Origin of the sequence: Corynebacterium canis (assembly GCF_030408595.1) — a bacterium.
GTDB classification, from domain to species: domain Bacteria; phylum Actinomycetota; class Actinomycetes; order Mycobacteriales; family Mycobacteriaceae; genus Corynebacterium; species Corynebacterium canis.
This window is the reverse complement of record NZ_CP047080.1, coordinates 2,565,765-2,587,603: the sequence shown is the minus strand read 5'-3', so window position 1 is coordinate 2,587,603 and position 21,839 is coordinate 2,565,765. Positions and strand designations below refer to the sequence as shown.

General features: G+C 60.3%; 21 protein-coding genes, 5 tRNA genes and 1 riboswitch. Of the genes, 11 read left to right on the top strand and 15 right to left on the bottom strand.

Annotation, left to right across the window (positions count from 1 at the left end; translation table 11 throughout):
* Window positions 1–371: 371 nt before the first annotated feature.
* Window positions 372–444, top strand: a tRNA-Lys gene (locus CCANI_RS11465).
* A 340-nt stretch (window positions 445–784) separates the two neighbouring features.
* Here the strand turns inward: CCANI_RS11465 and CCANI_RS11460 are convergent.
* From CCANI_RS11460 to CCANI_RS11435, 6 genes are all read right to left on the bottom strand, one after another.
* Window positions 785–1,138, bottom strand: coding sequence for a DUF6463 family protein (locus CCANI_RS11460; protein ID WP_146325645.1), 354 nt, complete (start codon window positions 1,136–1,138; stop codon window positions 785–787).
* Between the two features lie 340 nt (window positions 1,139–1,478).
* Entirely contained in the window at window positions 1,479–3,812 is a 2,334-nt protein-coding gene (locus CCANI_RS11455; RefSeq protein WP_146325646.1) for an alpha-amylase family glycosyl hydrolase, read from the bottom strand.
* A 319-nt stretch (window positions 3,813–4,131) separates the two neighbouring features.
* Window positions 4,132–4,875 carry an NAD-dependent deacylase gene (locus tag CCANI_RS11450; RefSeq protein ID WP_146325647.1) on the bottom strand — a complete coding sequence of 248 codons (744 nt, stop codon included), beginning with the start codon at window positions 4,873–4,875 and terminating at the stop codon, window positions 4,132–4,134.
* Window positions 4,876–5,897: 1,022 nt separating this feature from the next.
* Window positions 5,898–6,599 (bottom strand): hypothetical protein, encoded by a 702-nt coding sequence (locus tag CCANI_RS11445; protein WP_146325648.1) that lies wholly within the window; start codon window positions 6,597–6,599, stop codon window positions 5,898–5,900.
* Window positions 6,600–6,723: 124 nt separating this feature from the next.
* On the bottom strand, window positions 6,724–7,692 hold the full coding sequence (locus CCANI_RS11440; RefSeq protein ID WP_186750429.1) for a 2-dehydropantoate 2-reductase N-terminal domain-containing protein: 969 nt from the start codon (window positions 7,690–7,692) through the stop codon (window positions 6,724–6,726).
* Between the two features lie 38 nt (window positions 7,693–7,730).
* Entirely contained in the window at window positions 7,731–8,165 is a 435-nt protein-coding gene (locus CCANI_RS11435) for a hypothetical protein (RefSeq protein ID WP_186750432.1), read from the bottom strand.
* 107 nt (window positions 8,166–8,272) lie between these two features.
* Here CCANI_RS11435 and CCANI_RS11430 point away from each other — a divergent pair, with 107 nt between their 5' ends.
* Window positions 8,273–8,833 carry a TetR/AcrR family transcriptional regulator gene (locus CCANI_RS11430; protein WP_146325650.1) on the top strand — a complete coding sequence of 187 codons (561 nt, stop codon included), beginning with the start codon at window positions 8,273–8,275 and terminating at the stop codon, window positions 8,831–8,833.
* Between the two features lie 65 nt (window positions 8,834–8,898).
* Here CCANI_RS11430 and CCANI_RS11425 read toward each other — a convergent pair whose 3' ends face one another.
* Together CCANI_RS11425 and CCANI_RS11420 are read right to left on the bottom strand one after the other, a co-directional pair.
* A complete protein-coding gene (locus CCANI_RS11425; RefSeq protein ID WP_290211236.1) occupies window positions 8,899–9,315 on the bottom strand; it encodes a CHAP domain-containing protein in 417 nt (138 codons plus the stop codon).
* Between the two features lie 174 nt (window positions 9,316–9,489).
* The gene (locus CCANI_RS11420) at window positions 9,490–10,869 is read right to left on the bottom strand and encodes an MFS transporter (protein ID WP_146325652.1); all 1,380 of its coding nucleotides are present in this window, start codon (window positions 10,867–10,869) and stop codon (window positions 9,490–9,492) included.
* A 209-nt stretch (window positions 10,870–11,078) separates the two neighbouring features.
* On the opposite strand from CCANI_RS11420, the gene CCANI_RS11415 reads away from it, so the two are divergent.
* The 3 genes from CCANI_RS11415 (at window position 11,079) to CCANI_RS11405 (ending at window position 12,005) form a co-directional block, all read left to right on the top strand.
* A complete protein-coding gene (locus tag CCANI_RS11415) occupies window positions 11,079–11,735 on the top strand; it encodes a GNAT family N-acetyltransferase (RefSeq protein WP_146325653.1) in 657 nt (218 codons plus the stop codon).
* Window positions 11,736–11,830: 95 nt separating this feature from the next.
* Window positions 11,831–11,903 (top strand) — tRNA-Glu (locus tag CCANI_RS11410).
* A gap of 28 nt (window positions 11,904–11,931) precedes the next feature.
* Window positions 11,932–12,005: transfer RNA gene (locus CCANI_RS11405), tRNA-Asp, on the top strand.
* 96 nt (window positions 12,006–12,101) lie between these two features.
* Here CCANI_RS11405 and CCANI_RS11400 read toward each other — a convergent pair.
* Window positions 12,102–12,245, bottom strand: a complete 144-nt coding sequence (locus CCANI_RS11400) for an ATP-binding cassette domain-containing protein (protein WP_146325654.1) — start codon at window positions 12,243–12,245, stop codon at window positions 12,102–12,104.
* A gap of 199 nt (window positions 12,246–12,444) precedes the next feature.
* Between CCANI_RS11400 and CCANI_RS11395 the strand changes: the two genes are divergently transcribed.
* The 3 genes from CCANI_RS11395 to CCANI_RS11385 all read left to right on the top strand — a co-directional run bounded on the left by CCANI_RS11395 (window position 12,445) and on the right by CCANI_RS11385 (window position 13,100).
* Window positions 12,445–12,518: transfer RNA gene (locus CCANI_RS11395), tRNA-Asp, on the top strand.
* Window positions 12,519–12,537: 19 nt separating this feature from the next.
* A tRNA-Phe gene (locus CCANI_RS11390) sits at window positions 12,538–12,610 on the top strand.
* Window positions 12,611–12,776: 166 nt separating this feature from the next.
* Window positions 12,777–13,100: a GNAT family N-acetyltransferase gene (locus CCANI_RS11385; RefSeq protein WP_146325655.1), complete on the top strand. Its 324-nt coding sequence runs from the start codon at window positions 12,777–12,779 to the stop codon at window positions 13,098–13,100.
* On the opposite strand, the gene CCANI_RS11380 is transcribed toward CCANI_RS11385, so the two are convergent.
* The 4 genes from CCANI_RS11380 to CCANI_RS11365 all read right to left on the bottom strand — a co-directional run bounded on the left by CCANI_RS11380 (window position 13,097) and on the right by CCANI_RS11365 (window position 15,990).
* On the bottom strand, window positions 13,097–13,777 hold the full coding sequence (locus CCANI_RS11380) for a GNAT family N-acetyltransferase (RefSeq protein ID WP_146325656.1): 681 nt from the start codon (window positions 13,775–13,777) through the stop codon (window positions 13,097–13,099). The two genes, CCANI_RS11385 and CCANI_RS11380, sit on opposite strands and share 4 nt — an antisense overlap.
* 3 nt (window positions 13,778–13,780) lie before the next feature.
* Window positions 13,781–14,371: a serine O-acetyltransferase EpsC gene (gene epsC, locus CCANI_RS11375; protein ID WP_146325657.1), complete on the bottom strand. Its 591-nt coding sequence runs from the start codon at window positions 14,369–14,371 to the stop codon at window positions 13,781–13,783.
* A 100-nt stretch (window positions 14,372–14,471) separates the two neighbouring features.
* Window positions 14,472–15,407: a cysteine synthase A gene (gene cysK / locus CCANI_RS11370; RefSeq protein ID WP_146325658.1), complete on the bottom strand. Its 936-nt coding sequence runs from the start codon at window positions 15,405–15,407 to the stop codon at window positions 14,472–14,474.
* 328 nt (window positions 15,408–15,735) lie between these two features.
* On the bottom strand, window positions 15,736–15,990 hold the full coding sequence (locus tag CCANI_RS11365; RefSeq protein WP_146325659.1) for a hypothetical protein: 255 nt from the start codon (window positions 15,988–15,990) through the stop codon (window positions 15,736–15,738).
* Between the two features lie 44 nt (window positions 15,991–16,034).
* Here CCANI_RS11365 and CCANI_RS11360 point away from each other — a divergent pair, with 44 nt between their 5' ends.
* Complete coding sequence (locus tag CCANI_RS11360) at window positions 16,035–17,408, top strand: helix-turn-helix domain-containing protein (RefSeq protein WP_146325786.1); 1,374 nt, start codon at window positions 16,035–16,037, stop codon at window positions 17,406–17,408.
* Window positions 17,409–17,860: 452 nt separating this feature from the next.
* Here the strand turns inward: CCANI_RS11360 and CCANI_RS11355 are convergent, their stop codons facing one another.
* Entirely contained in the window at window positions 17,861–18,103 is a 243-nt protein-coding gene (locus CCANI_RS11355; RefSeq protein ID WP_146325771.1) for a hypothetical protein, read from the bottom strand.
* A 124-nt stretch (window positions 18,104–18,227) separates the two neighbouring features.
* Window positions 18,228–18,380: riboswitch (cobalamin riboswitch) on the bottom strand.
* Between the two features lie 655 nt (window positions 18,381–19,035).
* On the opposite strand from CCANI_RS11355, the gene ramA reads away from it, so the two are divergent.
* Window positions 19,036–19,878, top strand: coding sequence for an acetate metabolism transcriptional regulator RamA (gene ramA, locus CCANI_RS11350; RefSeq protein WP_146325772.1), 843 nt, complete (start codon window positions 19,036–19,038; stop codon window positions 19,876–19,878).
* 46 nt (window positions 19,879–19,924) lie between these two features.
* On the opposite strand, the gene CCANI_RS11345 is transcribed toward ramA, so the two are convergent.
* The gene (locus CCANI_RS11345; protein ID WP_146325773.1) at window positions 19,925–20,497 is read right to left on the bottom strand and encodes a cob(I)yrinic acid a,c-diamide adenosyltransferase; all 573 of its coding nucleotides are present in this window, start codon (window positions 20,495–20,497) and stop codon (window positions 19,925–19,927) included.
* 26 nt (window positions 20,498–20,523) lie between these two features.
* Here CCANI_RS11345 and murA point away from each other — a divergent pair, with 26 nt between their 5' ends.
* Window positions 20,524–21,774 carry a UDP-N-acetylglucosamine 1-carboxyvinyltransferase gene (gene murA / locus CCANI_RS11340; protein WP_146325774.1) on the top strand — a complete coding sequence of 417 codons (1,251 nt, stop codon included), beginning with the start codon at window positions 20,524–20,526 and terminating at the stop codon, window positions 21,772–21,774.
* The last annotated feature ends 65 nt before the right edge of the window (window positions 21,775–21,839 follow it).

The window sequence follows — 21,839 nt, the reverse complement described above, 5'->3', positions numbered from 1 at the left end:
TTGCGGCGTTTGTCGCGTTTCGGGGCAGGGTTTGGCGGGGGAGGGGATTCCAGGGCGCGTGGGGCAGCGGGGAACCCCGTTCAGGCAGATTCGACATGGCTGCCCGCTGCGGCCGACGTTTCCGCAGGAGCGCAAACACCCCATGTCAGATCTGCCTGACGCGCCTCCATGCAAGGCCGCCGCAGCGTTTAATCCGCCTCTCCGCCGCCGTCGCTCTGCCGACGCCCCACGGCCGCCCCTTCGAACGCCTCGCCGCATCGCCCCGCATACGGGTTCGCCGCCACCGAAAAAAGCGCAGGTAAAGGGGCGATTTCCTAAGTTTCCATTCAATCGCTAGAATGGCAGAGTGTTGGTTACTTTGTCGTAGCCAAGGGCCTTTAGCTCAGTTGGTAGAGCTACGGACTTTTAATCCGCAGGTCGTGGGTTCGAGCCCCACAGGGCCCACAATTGCCTCTCCCCTCGACGCCAGGTGAGGGGTTTCTTTCGTTTCTGACCAGCGGTTTTCGCTTTTCGACGCCGCGCCAGCCCGCCCTCCACCGCCCACCTTACCGTGAGAAATATCACACCGTTGCCAACGCTGGCTTGGGGCCCACCCAGGCGGCCGTCCTATTTCGCACAATGCGCTGTCTCGGCGGTGTTGCTCGGGGCTGTCGGTTGGCCACATTGTAATACGCATTCCGAGCCTCGCATAAGGCCCTGAATAAGCCGCATGGGATTCGAATTGCGCCCACTCCGCATGGGGCTGTATTGCGCGCGGGTTTTGTGCGCGATAATCGGCGAGCGTTCAGGCGGCGTTGTTGGTTCGCTGGGTGGGCAGGAGGTTGCCCAATAGCAGGAGTAGCCCGGCGATCACACCTATGCCCGCGCCCAGTAGTCCGGTTCCCGTGTAGAGGACGAGCATGAGCAAGAGGACGAGCATGGCTGCCGCTAGGCGAGTGGTCAGGGAGTTGAGCGCCAGCAGGCCGATAATGATCAGCGCGATACCTGCCACGAAGAACCATAGCGCCCTGCTTTCCGGAAGCGTGTCCACGCTCATCCACCAGCCTTGCCGCGCCGCCGCATTGAGGTGCGCCCAGTCGGAAAGCATGCTGTGGACGACCCCCATGCATACCAAGAGCAGTCCCGCCCATTTCTGCATATTTTTCATTGTAGTTTCTTTCAGTCTTCGGCTGTCTCCTCACCATGATAAATGACGCTCACTGAAATCGCGGAAAATATTATTGTGGCCATTTCACACGGATATTTTTCATTCGAGAATCACTTTTATGCCGCCCCACCCAGTCCGAAATTGCCCTATATTTTGTGTGCAAATAAGTCAAGTGTGAATGCCAATAAGTCGCAGGTCGCCCCAATAAAAGTTGCGCATGCATAAAGCCCGGGCGAATGTTGCATCACAAACGCAGCTCGCCCGCGCCAATGCGCCAGCACCCGCCGCCGCCCCCGACACGGCCGGCACCCCCGCCCCCGCGGCCGCTGTGTCACGCGTTTCGCTTGCGGTGCCACACGGCTATCGACCATGGATGCACGGAATTGTGGTCGTGGACCACGGCTCCTTCGTCGTCGGGCCAGTAGTTGTTCACCAGTTCGGCCCACGCTGCAGTGTCTAGCACGTAGCGCCATTCGGAGGTGCGGAATTCCTCGGGGACGTGGAAGTCCACGGATTCGCCGGACATATTGATCATCACCCAGAAGTTTTCCTCTGGGGAGTCGATATATACGCCTAAGGCGCGATCACCCTCTACCGGTCGGCCGTCGCCGCTCGGGTTGTAGAACAGGTAGGACACGTCGTGGTTGTTGGCGGTGAAGTCGCCCCATTCGGACTGTTGTAGGCAGCTATGGCGATGGCGCATCCGCATCAGGAAGGTGGCGAAGCGGAACAACCCGTTCACATTGGGTGCGTCGTTTGCGAATTCGCCGAGGTTATCGTGGTAGCTGGCGGTCACGGCGTCGGCAACCGGGGTGCGTTGCGGGGCGTTGGTGGCGATCATGGCGTAGTTATTGCGCATGGCCACGGAGTGCAACGCCCAGGGATTGTTGTTGCCGTTTTGCGTGCGGCCGAATTCGTCGCCGGCGACCAGCATGGGCACGCCGCGGGAGAACATAAGTACGGTCCACAGGTTGCGCAGGCGTTGTCGACGCAGCGTATGGTCGCCGCCCGAGTCCCACGAAAGGTTGTTGTCGCTGCCGCCGTCGGACGGGCCGAAGGGGTACGGCTGGTCATTTATCTTGGTTTGGTAGCTGACCAGGTCTGCGAGGTTGAAGCCATCGTGGGCGACGATAAAGTTCACCGTCTTTTGGGCGCCGCCGTTGTCGTGGAAATGGTGGTAATCCCCATTGAACATGTCTACGAACTCGCCGACATTGCCCGCGCCCTTGGTGAAGTTACGCACGGCGTCCCGGTAGCGGCCGTTCCACTCGCCCCAGCCGCGCGGGAAATTGCCCACCTCGTAGCCCCACAAATCCCAGGCCTCCGCGATCACCTCAAGGTGGTCCTCCTCCGCCAGCTCGGCGATGGCCACCAGCAGCGGGTGGTCGGTGAAGAAGCGCTTTTGGTTGCCCCAATCGTCCGGCGCGGCGTCTTGGGGGCGGCGGCCCAGCACCGTGGCCAGGTCGAAGCGGAAGCCATCCACGTGCATTTCGCGCGACCAATAACGCAGCGAATCCAGCACCAGCTGTTGCGCCGCCTCCGAGGAATAGTTCAGCTGATTCGAGGTGCCGGTCGCGCCGTCCACCAGGATCTTTTCGCCGGTCATCTGGTAGTACTCGGCGGTGGCGAACCCGCCCAGGCTGGTAAAGCCCGTGGTGTTTACGTCGCCGTTCCAGTTGCCGCCTTCCGCCGTGTGGTTGTACACCACGTCCAGATACACCTCGAGCCCGGCGTCGTGGAATGCGGATACCATTGCGCGGAATTCGCGGGTGGGCCCGCCCCAGCTTTTGTCCGCGGCGTAGCGGCGGTTCGGGGCGAAGAAGGCGAGCGTCATGTACCCCCACGAATTGGTGGCGCTATCCCGGCCGCTTTCTGAAACATTGGTTTCGTGCACCGGCAGCAATTCCACCGTGGTCACGCCCATCGCCTTCAGGTACGGCGCGAGCATGCCGGCGCCCTTATACGTGCCCTGGAACTCCGCCGGAATATCCACCACTTGTTCGAATCCGGGTTCGCCGCTGAGGATATCCGCAAGCCGCGCCACCGACGGGTGACCGGTCAATTGTTCGATGCTGGCTTCGTAGATTATGGCTTCTTCGGCGGGCAGCTTCGGCTTCGGCGTGACGGGATTCTCCTCCGCGGTAATCACAACGCCTTTTGGCGCGTACGGTGCGGTGTCGATGAGGCGTCGGGGCACGACGTCGATAAGCTCACCGCCGGTGCCGAAGACGCCGTCGTTCACGCCGAAGCGCTGCAATTCGTCGGTGTAAACGTTGTGCGTGATTTCGCGGGCGTACGGGTCAAACAAAACTTTGTTCGGATTGAAACGGTTGCCGTGCTCATCGAGGTCGGCGATAAAACCTGCGTCCGAACCCGGGGTCCACGCCTCGTCCCACGGCCAGTTCGGGCCCCACGCGCGGAAGCCGATGAGCGCGCCGAGTTGCAACCCCTGCAGCTTGCCGCGCCACACACCGTCCTCACAACGGGCGAGGAGGAAGGTGTGCGACGCCGTGGCCCCCAACGCCTCCGGGTACACCTCGAGCTGAATGCGCGTGGCGGCTGGGGCGAAGACAGCGAATGTCACCCCGTCCGCGTGCGGATGAGTGCCAAGCGGCCAGGTGGCGGTTGACCACGTTGCTTCGTCGAATGCGATGATTTCGGTCATGGGGGCCATACTTCCATGGATAGCTACCGCGCGACTGCCCCCAGCGCCAAAATTTCCGCAACCGTGCTGCTGGCGGCGTCCCGAAATCCCCGCGTTGGCCGCAGTCGCGGTCCGCGTGCGCCGCACATCTGGGCGAGTCTGCATTGTGCCACATATATCCCGTGCATGCGCGGCGCTCACTGCTGCAACCCCGCGCGCGGCACGCGACGTCGATGTTCGCAGACCCATGCGAGGACGTAGCGGGGCGCGGCGCCGAGGTTTAGCCTTCCGCGTTCCCCCGCCGATGGGGGTATCGACGTCGCTTTCCTCGCCGCTCGCGTTACGCGTTGAGGGCGGCCACGAGATCCGGCAGCCCCGTCGCGGCGGTGGTGCGCCAGGAAACGTCCGCGAATCTTGTTAATTCAGTCTCCGCCGGGGATAGCTCTAGCACAGGTATTCCCATTTCTAGTGCGATCAGCGGCAACGATGCCGCTGGCTGCACGACGCCGGACGTGCCCACGATCACAAGCAAATCTGAGTTCGCAATCGCCGTTTCCGCGCGCGCCCATTCCTGCTGCGGCAGCGGCTCTCCGAACCATACGACACCAGGGCGAATGGCGTTGCCGCACAGCGGGCAGGCGGGCGGGGTAAGGCGCTCGACGGGTTCCTCTAATAGCTCACGTATTCGGTAGGGGCGGGAGCAGATAGTGCAGCGCCAGGCGAATAAACTCCCGTGCAAATGAATCACGTCGGGGGTACCCGCGCGTTCGTGCAAGTTATCGATATTTTGCGTAACCACGGTGACATTGCCGTGCCGTGCCCAAGTGGCCACCGCGGCGTGTCCCGAGTTCGGCTGCGCACGCTGCGCCAATGTAGCGCGCCACAGGTACCAGGCCCACATCGGTTCCGGGTCTTGTGCCCAGGCGGAAATGGAGGCCATGGCTTGCGGATCGACGCGTTCCCACAGGCCGGTAACGTCATCGCGATAGGTTTCCAGGCCGCTTTCCGCGCTCATCCCGGCGCCTGTGAACACGGTCACGTTGCGGGCGTTGGTGGCGAGTTTCATTGCTTGTTCGAGGCTCATACTTCCGAGGGTAGCGTGAATGAAATTCCGGTAGCCCCTATTGACACAAAAACTTCGCGCTTCTTATAGTGAACAGCAGAAAATGGGTTTATCCCGTTTTCTGCGGCCTGACGCAATAGGGGCGTGTGAGCGTCCCGAAAGGTGTGCCCGACAAGCCACCGCCAGCGCGGCCTCCCTTGGGTGGCCGTTGTTGGAACCTCAGGCAATCCGCAAGCTTTAGCTTTATCGGGGGATTTCCCCTAGTGAGGCAGCCATCGCAAGCATTACCAGGAACCCGAGCACGGTTCACTTGGGTAAGAACGCAACCCAGAATGGTATGACCGCGACCGGTGGTGTGCGGGCGGCAGGCTCAGAAGTCCGAGACTGTCAATCGAGGGCGGGGGCCAGAAACATGGCACGTGGGTTGGCGAATTCATTTGCAGTGTTTGAATGCAAGTAGTGTGACAGCGAAAGCTATAAGGACGTGAAGCATTTTGTTGGCGGAAACGCGAACAAAACTTCGAGAGGAAGCGCGTCTTACGTCGGCGAATACACTCATTTGGGAGTGCCTTATAGGTATTTGGTTCGAGACCATTTGTATCGTTTCTTTTTGGTGCAAGCAGAAGCCTTCCTCCGTGATAACTGAAAGTGCCTTAATGGTTTGCAGGGAAACTTGAACAAACCCCGCGTGTTGGCGGCAAACCAGCGCGCGGTTCATGCGGAAGTAACGCAGCTCAGGGGCTTGCTACCCCACGAGCGAGGTGAAACCCGTGGAGTAAGGAATCACGTAAAGAGCGGTGGGCTTAACCCACTAGGCACGGTGAATACCGCAGCGATGCGGTGGATACATTGCGAACCCATAATGCAATAAAAGTTCACCACCTGGAGCGTCGAATCTAGGCAATCCGATTCAATGCAAGGGCGCAACCCCGGAGCGGCTCGGCATCCCAGCTGGCCGCCCCGGGGTCTTGCTTTGCCCGCCGCACGCGCCGCGTTCAGGCAGATTCGACCGCGTGCAGTGCATGGGGCGGCGACGCGCCGACCTAGTCGAGGCTGGGATGCTCCACGTTCATGAGCCGGGTGTTCTCCAAAAGCTGGTTCAGGTCCTCTTCGTTGTATGCCTCGGCGGGGCAGGTGTATTCCAGGGTCATTGTCATAGGTTTCGTCCCGGTGGCAAAAGTTCGGAACCAGGTGGTGGAGCGGCCGGGCTTTGCGTCGGCGCCGGTGTAGGTGGCGTCGGCACGCAATGTGGTGACGGTGCTGTCGCCGATGCCTCGTACGTCGCTGGAGTCCGCCACGGTAAACACGGGGTCGGTCGTCTCGGCGGCGAGCTTGGCTTTCCATTCGTCGGCCTGCCGTTGGGTTTCGTCTCGGTCGTTGGCTTTGGGGTCGCCGGTCCAGGGGTTTTGCGTGGCGGTGTAGCTGCAGCCGGCGTCGCTGTCGAGGCGCAGGGTGGTTGCGTCATTGCGCGGTGCCATTGTCCAGTTTTCGAACACTAGTGGGAAATTCCAGGCGGGTGCGCCGCCGTTGAGGGTTTGGTCGATGTAGGTGTCGCCGGAGGTTCGGTTGCTGGATTGCGTCTCCGTGGTGCCGCTTGCCGATTGTGTGTTCCGCATCGTGGACAGCACGGGTACTGTCGCCTCTGGGTCGCTTTCCGCGCTGCACGCAGTGAGGGCAAGTGCGGCGAACGCGAGGCTGGCGAGGAGTGCGGGGGTGGAGCGATTTCGTCGGTGTTGAGCGTTCATGGGCTCATTCCTTTGGGTGTGCTGCCATCAAATGCAAAAACGATTGGGCACAAGTGTATCGGGGTGTGTTTGCAATTTGGGGGACCAAACCGCCAGGATTGCTACTTCGTAGGTTTGTTGCAGCTTAGCTTTGGGCTGCGTTGAGCGTGGGCGTAACCCATTCGCGGAATTCGACGGCGTCTGGTCCGACGAGCTGCAGCGCTTGCCGGATCAGCACCAGCAGCTCGGTGTTCGCAGATGCTTTCGCATTCGGTTCGATGGTGATAATGCCGAGTTCGGAGGTCAGCTGCGTTTGCCAATAACGTACCGCGACGATGGGCGGCATGCGGCGCGTCAGGAAATCCAGCGCGGGTGGCCGAATGCGCCCGCCGTTTTTGTGGTAGCCCAACAGGCCCGAACGTATGGCTATCGACGCCGCGGACACCAGCTCCATGTCACGTGCGGCTTCGCGCACCCCGCCGATCGGTCGCAATACGAGGATGCGCAATACCGAGGCGAGAATTGCATGTGTGTTCAACCAGTCGGCCATGTAGGGTTCGCGTTTTACGGCGAGCCCAGTGCTCGCAAAGAGTTCGTATATTTCGTCTGCGTGTTCGGCTTTCGTATCGACCAGGGTGGGCTGCTGAGGCACGGGCATCCAGGAGATAGATCCGTTTTTGTTGCGGCGGCCGCCGATGCCGGGAAAGGCCAGCACCACGCGGTCGCGGCCGATGCGATCCAGGAGGGCCTCTCGCTGGTCCCCGAGGTGCATCAGCGGGACGACGATCCGGCATTCCAAGTCGTCGAGGGCGGTGAGTACCGGCTCGAGGTGGTGCGCTTGGAGGGCGAGGATCGCGACGTCGATACGCGGGAGTTGGTCGATGGTAGCGGTGGGCACGTGCACGCGCTGTTCGCCAAAGTATTTGAGGTGCGAATCGAGGTGAATGCCGTCGGGGAGGGCGTCGGAAGTGCGCGTGACCAGCGTGACGTCCACACCCGCATTGTGTAGCTGCGCTGCGTACACACAGCCGATCACGCCGGCGCCAATCACCGCAACTTTCGCATCGGTCCGCTTCGCGTGGCGCGCCACCTTGAACTCCTCACGCTTAATCATGTGATGTTGATTAAGTGTTGCCGAGGCGGGCGAGGCAGTCAAGGGGGCTGCGGCTCCGGCGGCTGGTTTTGGGGGCTTTCGCTGAGCAGCGCAAGTGTGAGTCCGGCGACAAGCCAGCACAGTAGTATGGTGATTGGCCAGAATTGATTTTCGAGGGCGTTGAAACCGTAGTACAGGGTGGCGGATGCGGCGAGTCCGCCGATGATTGCAACGCCCACGGCGCCGATCAATTGTTTGGCTTTAGAGTTTTTGAACATCATGGCGAAGACGGCTGCCGCAGACATGCCGCCAAAGACCATTGGCGCGGCATAGCCCAGCAGCATCAGCAGTAATACTGCACTGAGGCCCAGGATCAGGCCGGTGAGCTTGAGGTATTGCTTGTCGATGCCCCGTTGTTCCGCCTGCTCACGATCCGTTTCCGAAGGTTGCTTAGCGGCGTTACTCAGGTTCCGGGGGAGTGTGGTTGTAGCCATGACTTGTCCTTTCTGGTTGCCTGACGTTTCGGGGGCCGGGCCTGATAAAACGGAGCGACTTGTTCCGTTTAAATGGAGCATAATGTTCCGGATGTTAGCATGCGAGCATGCGGAAAGATGCCGAGACGAATCGGTTGGAAATACTCAAGGTGGCGCGGTTTTTAATCGCTCAGCAAGGTAGCGATATTTCCATGCGGGCGATCGCTTCTGCCGCTGGCGTTGGCGTGGCTACGCTGTATCGCAATTTCCCAACGCGGTCGGATTTACTTCGAGGCATCGCCGAACAAGTCGCACAGGAGTTCCAGGAAATCGCCACCGAAACCTTGGGTGAATGGGATGGGGATCCGGAAAGTGCGTGGCGGCGTTTTGTGTATCGAGTTGCGGCGCTGCAAGTAGCCGGGGTGGTGAACAACCTTGCAGGGAATGGAGAGCTAGAGCAGCTTGTCGAAGAATTGGGCGAATTGCAGCGTCAGCGAATTGTTCCGAAATTAATCGCGGTCTTGGACCGTGCGAAAGCATCCGGGTTGGCTACCCAGGACCTTGACATTGATAGATTCCGGGAGGGTGTGGCTACGATTACCCGCCCGTTGCCGCACTTGACTACGCTCGGCATTTCGCAGGAGCAATCATGGCTTATCGATGTATTTTTGCGCGGTATCCGGCCCTAAGTGTGAGCAGGGACATGCGCGGATTTGAGCGAGGACGTGCGCGGCGTGGGAACGCTGGCGCGCAGCTATTGAAGTGAACCGAAGCCGATGAGTCCGGTGTAGTTTTGTTCCGCATTTTCATACACACGTATGCGCCCGGCTTCATTGCCGCCGACCGTGGTGAGCACGCCATTGACGTTTGTGAGCACGATATTGGCGTGGTCGCCAAAGATAGGGGAACCCTGATAGATGGCCACATCGCCGGCACTTGGCTGGTAGCCTTCCTTAGCGGGGTGAAAACGGCCATTGGCTTGGTAATAATCCCGAAGTGTAACGGTTCCAGGGATGCGCCAACCACCAGTATTTGGGTTTTCAAGCGGGATCCCAGCTTCGCGGAATGTCCAGCTAATAAAATCAACGCACCAAGCTTCTGATATCCCTTCGCTGTACTTTGTGCCAGGCGGTTGCTCCTTGTATTCACGTTCGGTGAGGGAGATAATCATAAGTTGCGTGGGAGTTAGGTTCGCGCCAAAATCGTGGGGAAACTCTGCCATTTTTGGCTGTTCCTGTTGGATTTTTGGGGTGCACGCGGCCAAGGTGGAAGCTCCACCGATCACTATCGAAACAATCGCAACGAGCGTGACCAAGGCGCGAGTACCGCGCATTACTATCTCCTCCTATTCCGAAGCTGGCGTGTCCGTAGTAGTAGCGGGTGTGTCTGTAGCGGTCTCATTCAGCTTAGTAAGGAAGTTTGCTTGCAAGGCGCGGGCGCTCCGCGAGCGTTGCAATAGCCCGGCTAGCCCGATTAGCAATGCGCCCACCACGATAAACATCAAGCCGATGCCGCGGGTATTGCCGACGCCGATCACCGTACCGACACTATGTGCTAACGCGCCGTCGGGGCGCAGCAGGGGATTGAACACCTGATCGGCGAGCGGCCCGGCTAGGGCGTAGGCGAACAAATAGCCGATTTGCGAGATTAGCGAGATGAGCCCCCACACCCTGCCCTGTGTTTCGTTTGGGATCGCGGCGCGGACCAGCACCTCGAGGCTCGTGTTGAGCACGGGCAGCGTCATAAAGAAGGCGAACGCGAACACGCCGATCAAAATTACGTTCGGTGTTGACCCCAGTGCGGCAAGCGCGATGCCGGTGCAGGCGAGCCCGCACGCCAGATAGCGCAGATGATTATTGCCTGTCCCGAGCCCGCCGATCACCGCGCTGGATACCAGCATTCCGCACGCGGATACGGACGTCAGAATGCCGAGCACACGTTCGGTTGTCAGGTCGAGCAGCAGCGGCGTGAACAGGGTCTGCGCGAACCCAATGCAAAACGTCACCAAAGTGATCAGGCACAGCATAGTGACCACGCCGCGCTCTCCCGCCAGCCACCTAACCCCCAGGCGGAACCCTTCCCAGAAGCCTTCCTCGCGGGCGGATGTCGCGGTGACCTTCGTGCGCAGGTTCCGCCACACTATCCCCATGGCCAGTACCGTTGTGGCCATTGTGCAAATGTCTATCGTGATCAGCGCGGTTACCGCAGCGTGCGCCAGGATCGCGCCGCCGAGCGCTGGGGCGATGAGGTATTGGCTGGCGGATGCGAGCTGCACGAGCCCGCCCGCGCGAGCGTATTCGTCGGGAGTCAGGAGGTCAGAAACCGTCGCCCGGTATGCCGGATCCATCACGGATTGGCACACAGAGCCGAATGCCACGCAGCCGCACAGAATTGCGATCGAAGCGTGGTTGTGCAGCGCAAACAAGAGCAGGATTAACCCGATGGCGGAGCTGGTGTCGCCCAGGATCATGACCAAGCGCCGATCAAAGCGGTCCGCGATCACCCCGCCGATCGGGGCTAATAACACAGAAGGCAGAAACGCCGCCATCGCCACCATTGCTACCGGCGTTGCGCGCCCGGTGACGCGGAAGACGTGCACGCCGAGGCCGAATGCTGTGAGCCCGTTGCCGGTGCGCGCGATTAGCTGTGCTGCCCAAATGAAAAGAAACGTGCGGAAACCGGCGCTTTGTGTACTTTGTGTGCGCGGGGAAGTCGTGGTGTCCATGGGGATCTGTCCAAGGGTCGATGTGGTCTGCTTGCCTTAAGCTTAACCCTAAACCGACTGTCAGTCGATAGCGAATGTGTGGGTCTCGGAGTTTTCCCGCCAGAACCCCCAGACGGGCTGCTGTTTTGTGTCAAAATTAACGGTATGGAGCGCCGCGCCTGCTAGACCCCCATACACACGCGGCACCTACTCGAAGGGAGTGAGTCCAAATGTTCAACCCTGAGTATTGGCCGCACGCCGGGCTGTCCATCAGCGTGGGGCACATGCGGCTCTGCTGGGCTACCGATGACATGCTGGCCACCTTGGCCGAGGTCGCAGCCCAAGGTGAACAGCCGCCGCAAGAACACCCGTTCCATTCGGAATGGTCCCTGTCCAGCCCAGAAGATCGCGCCCTGTGGGTGCTGCAGCAGCAGTGGAAGCACCGCGGCAACGTCACCCACGGCGTGCTGAATTTCCAGCTGGCGGTGCTGTATAAGGACGAGCCGGTCGGCCTGCAAATCGCACGCAGCGTCGATTGGCCGGTCACCCGCATCGCCGAGACCGGCGCTTGGCTTGGCCACCAATATCAACGCCGCGGCTGGGGCACTCAGATGCGTGCGCTGATTTGTGAACTCCTTTTCCAAGGGTTCGACGCTCAAGAGGTTCATTCGGCGGCGTTTGTGGATAACCCCGGCGCCCTCGGGGTGTCCCGTAAGCTCGGGTTTTTCCCCAACGGCAGCACCTGGGCCGACCGCGCCGGCGAGCGTGTGGAGGTTCAGCGGTACCGCCTGCCGCGCGAAAAGTGGGCCCAGCGCCGGCTTGAGGCCTTCCCCGCCCCAGTGCGTATGGAAGGTGTTGCGGCGGTGCGTGAACGCTGGGGTTTATAACCCCAAAAACCCCAGTTCAAGTGCAGATTTGCGTAGTTTGTTGCGGTTGCGTATATTTCTGTCCAGTCGCAACAAGCACGTCTTGCCGCGACAAAGCTCCCATCGTCTAGGGGCCTAGGACACCGCCCTTTCACGGCGGCGACACGGGTTCGAATCCCGTTGGGAGTGCACGGCTAATCTCACTAGATTAGTTTTTGGCCCTGTGGCGCAGTTGGTTAGCGCGCCGCCCTGTCACGGCGGAGGTCGCGGGTTCGAGCCCCGTCAGGGTCGCAAAGTTCACACCCTTGTGCGAGTAACGTGCAGGGGTGTTTTTGCGTGTCACCGCCACGCTTATCGACGCCCCGCTCCGCACCGTCGCCACACACGTCACCGGATTCCGCGCCTTAGCGCTTGCTTTGGCGACACACCGAACGTATTTACGCTCCCGTCGGTGGGGTTAGTGAGCCCCAGAATCATGTCAATCAGTGTGCGTTTGCCCGTGCCGTTGTGCCCGAGCAGCCCCCGATACACACCCTAAAAGTCACGATTTCAAAATGACAATTGCCATGCATCTAGGTCTGGCACTCGGATCATGCCGGCTGATTTGATCCTTGTATGGATGTAAGAAAGGTTTGCTGACATGCGGGTTTGCGCCACTTCGAGAACCCTCTGTATAGTTATATCCCGTGCACAACGCGGCCGTAGTTGCTGGTCGTATTGTTTCACGCACGGCCCTGTGGCGCAGTTGGTTAGCGCGCCGCCCTGTCACGGCGGAGGTCGCGGGTTCGAGCCCCGTCAGGGTCGCCGAGTGGATTATCACTCTGGCCAGATAGCTCAGTCGGTAGAGCGTCCGCCTGAAAAGTGGAAGGTCACCAGTTCGATCCTGGTTCTGGCCACAAACCCCAACACCGCAAGGTGTTGGGGTTTTGAGCGTTTGCGGTGAGAGATAAAGCTAACATTGCCGGCCATTCGGGGGAGAATCGGGGTATTATCCTTGTTCTTACTCGTGGGTGCCGCGTTCCATGGGGCGTGCCCCTATAGCTCAAGAACGGTTTATGAAAGATGAATAACGTATCCCAAACCCCCGAAGTATATATCACCCACGATGCCCCCGGTTCCCGCTTTGTGCTCACAGTCGACGGGGTGGAGGCGGGATTCGCGGAATACACGCTGGTCCCCATCGGACAAAGCAATGCGGCACGGGAGTTCCACCACACCGAGGTTTACCCCCGATTCCAAGGTCATGGCTATTCGGCGCCCCTCGTCAAGGCGGCACTCGAGGCGACCAAAGTGGCGGGCCTTAAGGTGCAGCCCACATGCTCCGCGGTGAGTGGGTTTATCGCCAAAAACCCCGAATATTCGGACCTCGTGGTGCCCGGGTTCTAGGCCTCCACGCCCATCATCGCCCGCAATTCGGGGGTAAGACCAGAAACCGTGACCGTGGGCGCATCCGGGTGGATCTCTCGGTAGCGTTCGCGGGTCAGTTCGGCTAATTCGCCGGGCAGTGGGATGCTGTCCGGACCGGCGGGCACCTGGATATTTTTTACCTTGACGTACCCCAATTTCGCGCTCACGCGCGCCGAGGCGTCATTGCCGAGTATCCAGCCCGATTCGACGCGTTCCGCCCCCAAATGGTCGAAGCAGAACCCCGCAATGGCGTGCCGTACGAGTGTTCCAAAGCCCTGCCCCTGGAAACGGTGAAATATCCACGAACCGGTGGCGACGGTGCGTCGAAAAGCAAAATCGGTGGCGCGCAAGTCTACAGCGCCAATCAATGTGTCGCCGTCAAACACCACGAGGTCCAGTGACCACGCCGCGGGCTGGAAATTCACGCGGTTTAGCCATCGAAATTGTGCGCTATTGCGGGCGCGCTCGGAGTCCGGCGCGAAGAGCCAGGGGAACGCATGGTCGGGCGTATTGGGGCCGTACACGGACTCCTCGGAAGCGTGGGCGAGCAGCGGCAGATGCGCGTCCGTCAAACCCAGCAACGCGATGCTGCGCTCGGGCGTGGCGACCTCGATGCGCACCCCAAACGGCGGCCACACCTGGGTCAGCGAATCCATGTGCTAAATACCGGCTCCCCGTTCGAGGGCCACATAGCGGTCCGGGTCCACGAGGTGGAGGCACTCATCCTGGTGACGCGGGCGATTCTTGGCGGGGATGCCAACGGCGATGTTATTGGCGGGCACGTCCTTGGTCACAACTGCGTTCGCCCCGATTGCGCTCCCCTCGCCGATGGTGATGGGGCCGAGGATCTTCGCGCCGGCGCCCACGGTGACATTGTCCTCAAGGGTCGGGTGACGTTTCGTCTGGGTGAGCACCTGGCCGCCGAGGGTGACGCCGTGATAGAGCATCACGCCATCGCCAATCTCTGCGGTTTCGCCGATGACCACGCCCATGCCGTGATCGATGAAAAAGCGCCGGCCAATGGTGGCACCGGGGTGAATCTCCACACCGGTCAGGAACCGGGTGAGCTGGGCAAGAACGCGGGCCGGGCCCTTGATGCCGCGCACCCACAACGCATGCGCGACGCGGTGGGACCAAATCGCATGAAGGCCGGAATAAACGATCGCATTTTCGACATCGCCGCGGGCCGCCGGATCGTGGTCACGGGCATTGGCAAGGTCTTCTCGGAGCATCGAGATGAGTCGGTACATAACGGTCAATCCTATCAGCGTCCAAATATGCAGAAGGCCCCCCGCTGGCAGCCGCGTGGCGAGCTGCGGGAGGCGGAGGGCGAAACGCAACGTGCGTGAGTTAGTTGCGGATGTCGTCGTAAAGCACGGTGGAAACGTAACGCTCGCCGTAATCGCAAGCGACGGTGACAATCGTCTTCCCCGCGTTTTCTTCAAGCGCGGCGAGCTGCAACGCTACATGCACGTTTGCGCCCGTGGAAATGCCGCCCAAAATGCCTTCCTTCGCCGCCAGTGCGCGCGAAGCGGCAATCGCATCCTCGTTCGAAACGGTGAAAATATCGTCGATGACCTTGCGATCCAGCACCTCGGGGATAAAGTTCGCGCCAATGCCCTGAATCTTGTGCGGGCCAGCCTTGCCCGTGGTGAGCAGCGCGGAATCCGCAGGCTCGACGCCCACGATCTGCACGCCCGGCTTGCGGTCCTTGAGCACGCGGCCAACACCCGACACCGTGCCGCCAGTGCCAAAGCCCGCAACGAAAATATCGACGCCGCCCTCAGTGTCCGCCCAAACTTCCTCGGCGGTGGTCGCGCGGTGAATCGCCGGGTTCGCAGGATTAGAGAACTGACGTGCGAGGATCGCGCCCTCGCGGCTAGCCACAATCTCGTTCGCCTTATCGACGGCGCCCTGCATGCCGGCAGAGCCCGGGGTCAGGATGATCTCCGCGCCGTAGCCACGCAGCATCACGCGGCGCTCGAGGGACATGGTCTCCGGCATGGTGAGAACCACATCGTAGCCGCGAGCAGCACCAACCATGGCCAGCGCAATACCAGTGTTGCCGGAGGTTGCCTCGACGATGGTGCCGCCCGGCTTCAGCGAACCATCGGCCTCAGCGGCGTCGATGATGGCGCGGCCGATACGGTCCTTCACGCTGTTCGCCGGGTTGAAGAACTCCAGCTTGACCAAAACCTCGGCGGGCAGCCCTTCGGTGAGCCGGTTCAGGCGAACCAGCGGAGTATTGCCGATGGTTTCGGTGATGTTTGCATGGATACGTCCCATGTGTTCGTGCTCCTAGAAATCCAAAAAACGATGAGCGCGGCGGTGGGCCGCGCGGTGGCTACAGCACAGAATACATGTGCCGTTAAAGAAAATCTAGACCGTTCGGTCTAAGGGTCGGTCTGTTTGGTGGGGCGGAGGGCGAAACAGGTGGTAGGAGGCAGGTTTTGTGGGCGGTTTTGGTTTTGCAAAGGTTGGTGCCGAGCGGCGCTCAGGCAGATTTGACACGCCGACCGCTGCGCGGCGGTGTTTCCGCAGGTGGCCGAATTCGGTATGTCAGATCTGCCTGAGGTGGATGTGGCGGGGTAGATGGTGCGGGAAGATTCGACCCTCATCGTCTGGGAGGTTCTGCCGGCCCCTGCTTGCCGATAGCTTGCCCTGATAGGTTGTGTGCAGCCGTTGACCTGCGATCGTCCGGATTTTCTTCATTGGACACCTCAACGAAGAATAAAAAGACGATTTGCAGCGTTTTTGGGCTGTCATCTCTCAGGACCTTGGTAACAACCTGTTTCATCACCTTGGTGACAACCTGTCTCATGTCCTTGGTAACAGTCTGTCTCATGGCCTTGGATGCAACGAGTCTCATGACCGTGGAAACGATTTTGGTGGTGTTCGTTTTCAATTAGGTGCATGGTTCGTCCTCTTTCGCCGAATGTGCGGCGTTTAATTGTTGAATTTGATCCGTGTGCCGCGAACGGCATGAGTATTACGGAGTTTTGTGCGGTTCATGGCATTAGCCGGAAAACGTATTATGCGATCAAAAAGCGTTTTGAGCAGGAAGGATTTGGGGCGCTGCATCCGCGGTCGAGTGCGCCGCATAAGCCTGCGACTACCTATGATGAGGCTACGGTGTCGATGGTGCTTGCGATGCGGGAGCGGCTTGGCCAATTTGGTTGGGATAATGGGCCGCGATCCATTTGGTATGCGTTGATTGATCAGCCGAATGTGGTGCAGCCGATTCCTTCGGTGTCGACGATTGCTCGGATTCTGGCTGCTGCGGGTGTGGTCGCGAAGAATCCCCGGAAGCGGCCTCGCTCATCGATAGTGCGCTTCGAGCGATCCTGTGCCATGGAGTTGTGGCAGCTGGATGCGTTTTCCTATCGGCTCGCTACTCCGGCGGGCACTGTGATCACGATTTACCAGCTCATCGATGATGCAACCCGATTTGATGTGGGTACTACGTATGGCACCAAGCCGGAAAATGGGGCAGATGCGTTGAACTGTGTAGTTAACGCGATCCGTGTCTATGGGGTACCGCGCCAATTGCTGAGCGATAATGGTGGCGCGTTTAATCAGATTCGCCGGGGCCGGATCACTGCGCTGCATCGGTTTCTTGCCGTCAAGGGTTGTGAGGCCATTACTGGCCGGGCGGATCATCCCCAAACTCAAGGCAAAAACGAACGCTCCCATCAAACCTTGGTGAAGTTCCTTGATGCGCACAAGCCCAGTACTGAGGCCAAATTGAAGGAATTGCTCAGTGAATACCGGGAGTACTACAACAACAAGCGGAGGCATCAAGCACTCGGGGGTATGACCCCGAAACAGGCCTGGGACAGCATCGAACACCGCCCTAGTAGCGGCGAGCCCATCACCCAGGAGCAATTGACTGCAGAGATTGAAAAATACCGGCAGGCCCGTTCGAGCGAGTCCCCCAGCGCTGCAGATGGCCTCGACCAGGATCCAGCAATGCTGTACATCAAACCCTCGTCCAGACCACGTTTCGCGCTCGCGGGGTACTACATCAATATCCCCAAACGGCTTACCGATAAGCACTACTACGTCGTTCACACCGACGATGAATACGCGCTATTCGATTCCGTCGACGGCGTCATGGTCCTGCGAATCCCACTGCCACTAAACGTGCTCGGCGAACCGATCGGCGCCACCGTACCCCTTTGGAAAATCATCGGCGCGTACCTCCACGAGGCCCCGCCGTGGTTTCTCAAACGACAGCAGCAATGGCTACAACAACACCCCACCGCCGCTGCTGAACTAGAGGATTAACTACCCGCTCGCGCGTTACCAAGGTAATGCTACTGGTTGTCACCAAGGTGATGATACTGATTGTTACCAAGGTGATGGCACAGAGTGTTACCAAGGTCGCGAGATTCTACACAGCGTTTTTGGGCCAGATTCGTCCTGAATTTCTTCGTTAGACCCCCGAATGAAGAATAGAAAGACGAGCCCCAGGTCGGCGGTTGCACACAACCCATTGGCGGTGTGATGTGGAGGGGTTGAAGTGGCTGGCCGAGCTTCGCGCCCAGGCAGATTCGACACGCCGGCCACCGAGTGACGGCATTTCCGCAGGACGCCGAATCCGCCAGGTCAGATCTGCCTGAGGCAGATTTGTCACTGGGTAAGCGCGCAGCAAAGCCGCAGCTGAGAAGGGTTTTCGCGGCCGTTTCTGCGATGCGCGGCGCAACCCAACGCCAAGCGCTACGCAAACTAAAGCGACGTCACGCCGCACCGTCCCCCACCAAAAAGAACGCCCCATCCCCCACCAAAACGAACGCCCCATCCCCCACCAAAAAGAACGCCCCATCCCCCACCAAAAAGAACATGCCCGCGGGAAGGCGTTCGGGCGCACCTCGCGAGGAGGGCTTGGCTGGGCGGGAACGGTCCGAAGGGGCGGGCCCAAGCCGAGGCGTCGCGTGCACGCGGGCTTCCTCGCGATCCGAACTATGCCTATCCGCGGGCATGGTCGGGCTATAACATCACCGTGTTTCCGCAAAGCTTGCCGCCGGGGGCTTCGGGTCAATTGAAAGGGTGCCGCCTTTTGGGGTGAAGCGTTTCCTAGCGTTGGGCCGTTGCTGCAACAGGGGTGGAGTTATAGCGCAACTGGCAGGTATCGGACTTCCGGCGCGTGCGCCGATTACCGTTGCGGGACAGTCCCAGATTTGCACTGGATTCCCTGTTGTCCTGCGCGCGGGGTTCCGGGTGGAGTTTCGCGGGCAGACCGGTTGCGTTCTCTAGGATAGCTGGTCTCCGTGTGGCTCGTGGGGCGGGGGAGTTCGATTGGGGGCGATTGACACCCTCCGCACCCCTCCAAAAGACCGCTTTTCGACGCCCCGTCGGGCAAGATTTGCGCCCGAGGCAAGGCCCTGCGGGCGTCCGGCGGCGTGATATTGATTACGCTGTGTCCGCGCTTTGAGATTTTGAAACTCAATAAGCGTTTTCGGGATGGTGGAAAATCGTTTCAAACTGAACGGCGATAGTAAGGGCGCTGCGTAACGGAAATCGTGTTTTGCATTTCTCTGGTAGCATGCCCGCCAGCGGCGAGACGGCGCGCACCCACCTGCAAAGATGCAGCGTTGTTCTACAATTTACCCCCATAATCCACATGAATAATATGCGAAACTTGGAAGGCAATGGAAAAATATGGGGGCACCTTTTAAGGGGGAGATGTTCGATTAAGGGGGCGGCGGGTTACCCCTATTGCAAAACCAAGTGGGCAGCGTCGCCGAAAATTCTCCGGAAAAATGGGCTATGCGCACCCCCGCTGTGGCATTATACTTCACCTCTAAGAGTTTTCTTAAGTTCGAGGCGGGTGTGTTCGCGCGCGGCGCGCAGGGTGCATCCGATTACATACAGGCGTGCCGGGTACGCCGTGTAATTGTTGCAGGAGGTAAGTGTGGATTCTCAGCGCATCAAGGACGATGAGGATGCGATTCGCGCGGCGTTGACGTCGCTGAAGACTGCGACGGGTATTCCCGTGACGATGTACGCTACCGCGATGCCAGATGGGCGGTTGCAGATCGGCGCGTGGGTGGGGTTGCGGACCCCGGCGTTGCAGAACCTCATCATCGAAGCTGGGTGCGGCGTCGGCGGCCGGGTGATGACCACTCGCCGTCCCGTGGGCGTGAGCGATTACACTCGCGCCAATGTGATCAGCCACGAGTATGACAACGTCATTCAGGATGAAGGCCTGTTTTCTATCGTGGCCGTCCCAGTGATCGTGCAGCGCGAGGTTCGCGGCGTGCTGTATGTGGGCGTGCATTCGCCGGTGCGGCTGGGCGATAAGGTCATCGAAGAGGTCACCATGACGGCCCGTAGCCTCGAGCAGGATCTCGCCGTGAATGCGGCGTTCCGGCGCGCCGATGGTGGCCGTTCTGGGGCGTTGAAGTCCGGCCGCGTGATGAACGGCGCGGAGTGGGAGCAGGTGCGTTCCACGCATTCGAAGTTGCGAATGTTGGCCAACCGCGTGGGCGACGATGACCTCCGCAAGGAGTTAGAAGATCTGTGCGACCAGATGGTTACCCCTGTGCGCGTGAAGCAAACCACGAAGTTGAGCGCCCGCGAGTTGGATGTGCTCGCGTGCGTGGCGCTGGGCCACACCAATGTGGAGGCGGCCGAGGAGATGGGCATTGGCGCCGAAACCGTGAAGAGCTATCTGCGTTCCGTGATGCGCAAGCTGGGCGCGCACACCCGTTATGAGGCGGTAAACGCAGCTCGACGGATCGGCGCATTGCCGTAACCGGGGGCTTATCGACGCCCCGCCACCCCCGCGGCGTCGATAAGCGTTACCGTTGTCCGCCGGGCACCCATTGAACGTCTTCGCCGTTGTTTTCGACTCGGGCGAGGATGAACAGGAGGTCGCTGAGGCGGTTGAGGTATTTTGCGGGCAGGGTGGTCGTGGTTTCGGGGAACGCGCGGACTGCGGCCCAGGACGCCCGTTCGGCGCGACGAACGATTGTGCGTGCGGTGTGCAGCAGGGCGGATGCGGGGGTGCCACCGGGGAGGATGAACGAGGATAGTTTCGGTAGTGCAGAGTTGAAGTGGTCGCAATCCGTTTCGAGGCGATCAATGTACGCTTGTTCGATGCGGAGCGGGGGGTACTTGGGGTTTTCTTCCACGGGGGTCGCTAGGTCTGCGCCTGCGTCGAACAGCTCGTTTTGCACGCGGCGAAGGACCGCCGCAACCTCGGGCGAGGGGGCGCCTAATGCGAGCACTTGTCCTATTGCGCTGTTCGCTTCGTCGCAATCGGCGTAGGCGACGAGGCGCGGGTCGTCTTTGGGAACGCGTTCAAAGGAGGCGAGGCCGGTTGTGCCGTCGTCACCTGTGCGTGTGTAAATCTTTGTTAAATGCACAGCCATACATTCACGCTACTAGTGTAGGAGGGGTGAAAGAACGTTTTTTGGTAACCGGTGGGGCGCGGCTACAGGGCACGGTGCAGGTTTCTGGCGCGAAAAACAGCGTGCTGAAGCTGATGGCGGCGGCGTTATTGGCGGAGGGCGTAACCACCATTCATAATTGCCCCGAAATCGATGACGTTGCGCTCATGCGTGCGGTTCTTGAGGGGTTGGGGTGCGAAGTATTTATCCGCGGCACATCCGTGTATATCAAAACCCCGGCGGAGCTGCGCAGCGACGCGGACTTCGATGCGGTGCGGCAATTCCGCGCCAGCGTGTGTGTGCTCGGGCCGCTGACCGCGCGGTGCGGGCGCGCCAAGGTCGCCTTGCCTGGCGGCGACGCAATTGGCAGCCGACCTTTGGATATGCACCAAAGCGGCCTGGAGAAAATGGGCGCTACCACCCGCATTCACCACGGTTGCGTGGTGGCGGAGGCGGAGAAGCTTACCGGCGCGGAGATCCGGCTGGACTTCCCCTCCGTGGGGGCCACCGAAAACATTCTTACCGCCGCGGTGTTGGCGGAGGGGGTGACGCGGCTGGATAACGCCGCGCGCGAGCCCGAGATCGTAGACCTGTGCGAAATGCTGAACGAGATGGGTGCGAAGATCGAAGGTGCAGGTTCGAACGTGCTTACGATTACGGGGGTTTCGAAACTACATCCGACCACGCACAAAGTGGTGGGGGACCGCATCGTCGCAGGCACGTGGGCGTATGCGGCGGCCATGACACGCGGCGACCTCACAGTGGTGGGGGTGCCGCCGAAGCTGCTGCACCTCCCCTTGGAAAAGCTGAAGTCCGCCGGCGCGGAGGTGGACGCCTATGAAACGGGGTTCCGCGTGCAGATGCGCAAGCGTCCCGTGGCTGTGGACCATCAAACTTTGCCCTACCCGGGCTTTCCCACGGACCTGCAGCCGATGGCGATTGGCCTGGCCGCGGTCTCCGAAGGCTTCAGCGTAATCACCGAGAACGTGTTCGAATCCCGGTTCCGCTTCGTGGATGAAATGCAGCGCCTGGGTGCGGACGCCACCGTCGATGGCCACCACGTGAGCGTGCGCGGCGTCGAACAATTGTCCTCTACGGCGGTGTGGAGCTCGGATATCCGCGCGGGCGCCGGCCTGGTGCTGGCGGCGTTGTGTGCGGACGGCGTGACCGAGGTTCATGACGTCTTCCACATCGACCGCGGCTACCCGCACTTTGTCAGCTTGCTGAACTCGGTGGGCGCAAAGGTGGAGCGCGTCTAGCCCGCTTATCGACGCCGCACCCTACCGCAACTACGCTTCTGACCTGCGGGTTTGTTGGTTTGTGG

Coding starts and splice junctions, on each gene's coding strand:
- CCANI_RS11460 (WP_146325645.1), bottom strand. CDS start 1,138: ATGCAGAAATGGGCGGGACTGCTCTTGGTATGCATGGGGGTCGTCCAC.
- CCANI_RS11455 (WP_146325646.1), bottom strand. CDS start 3,812: ATGACCGAAATCATCGCATTCGACGAAGCAACGTGGTCAACCGCCACC.
- CCANI_RS11450 (WP_146325647.1), bottom strand. CDS start 4,875: ATGAGCCTCGAACAAGCAATGAAACTCGCCACCAACGCCCGCAACGTG.
- CCANI_RS11445 (WP_146325648.1), bottom strand. CDS start 6,599: ATGAACGCTCAACACCGACGAAATCGCTCCACCCCCGCACTCCTCGCC.
- CCANI_RS11440 (WP_186750429.1), bottom strand. CDS start 7,692: ATGATTAAGCGTGAGGAGTTCAAGGTGGCGCGCCACGCGAAGCGGACC.
- CCANI_RS11435 (WP_186750432.1), bottom strand. CDS start 8,165: ATGGCTACAACCACACTCCCCCGGAACCTGAGTAACGCCGCTAAGCAA.
- CCANI_RS11430 (WP_146325650.1), top strand. CDS start 8,273: ATGCGGAAAGATGCCGAGACGAATCGGTTGGAAATACTCAAGGTGGCG.
- CCANI_RS11425 (WP_290211236.1), bottom strand. CDS start 9,315: ATGATTATCTCCCTCACCGAACGTGAATACAAGGAGCAACCGCCTGGC.
- CCANI_RS11420 (WP_146325652.1), bottom strand. CDS start 10,869: ATGGACACCACGACTTCCCCGCGCACACAAAGTACACAAAGCGCCGGT.
- CCANI_RS11415 (WP_146325653.1), top strand. CDS start 11,079: ATGTTCAACCCTGAGTATTGGCCGCACGCCGGGCTGTCCATCAGCGTG.
- CCANI_RS11385 (WP_146325655.1), top strand. CDS start 12,777: ATGAATAACGTATCCCAAACCCCCGAAGTATATATCACCCACGATGCC.
- CCANI_RS11380 (WP_146325656.1), bottom strand. CDS start 13,777: ATGGATTCGCTGACCCAGGTGTGGCCGCCGTTTGGGGTGCGCATCGAG.
- epsC (WP_146325657.1), bottom strand. CDS start 14,371: ATGTACCGACTCATCTCGATGCTCCGAGAAGACCTTGCCAATGCCCGT.
- cysK (WP_146325658.1), bottom strand. CDS start 15,407: ATGGGACGTATCCATGCAAACATCACCGAAACCATCGGCAATACTCCG.
- CCANI_RS11365 (WP_146325659.1), bottom strand. CDS start 15,990: ATGAGACTCGTTGCATCCAAGGCCATGAGACAGACTGTTACCAAGGAC.
- CCANI_RS11360 (WP_146325786.1), top strand. CDS start 16,035: ATGGTTCGTCCTCTTTCGCCGAATGTGCGGCGTTTAATTGTTGAATTT.
- CCANI_RS11355 (WP_146325771.1), bottom strand. CDS start 18,103: ATGCCCGCGGATAGGCATAGTTCGGATCGCGAGGAAGCCCGCGTGCAC.
- CCANI_RS11345 (WP_146325773.1), bottom strand. CDS start 20,497: ATGGCTGTGCATTTAACAAAGATTTACACACGCACAGGTGACGACGGC.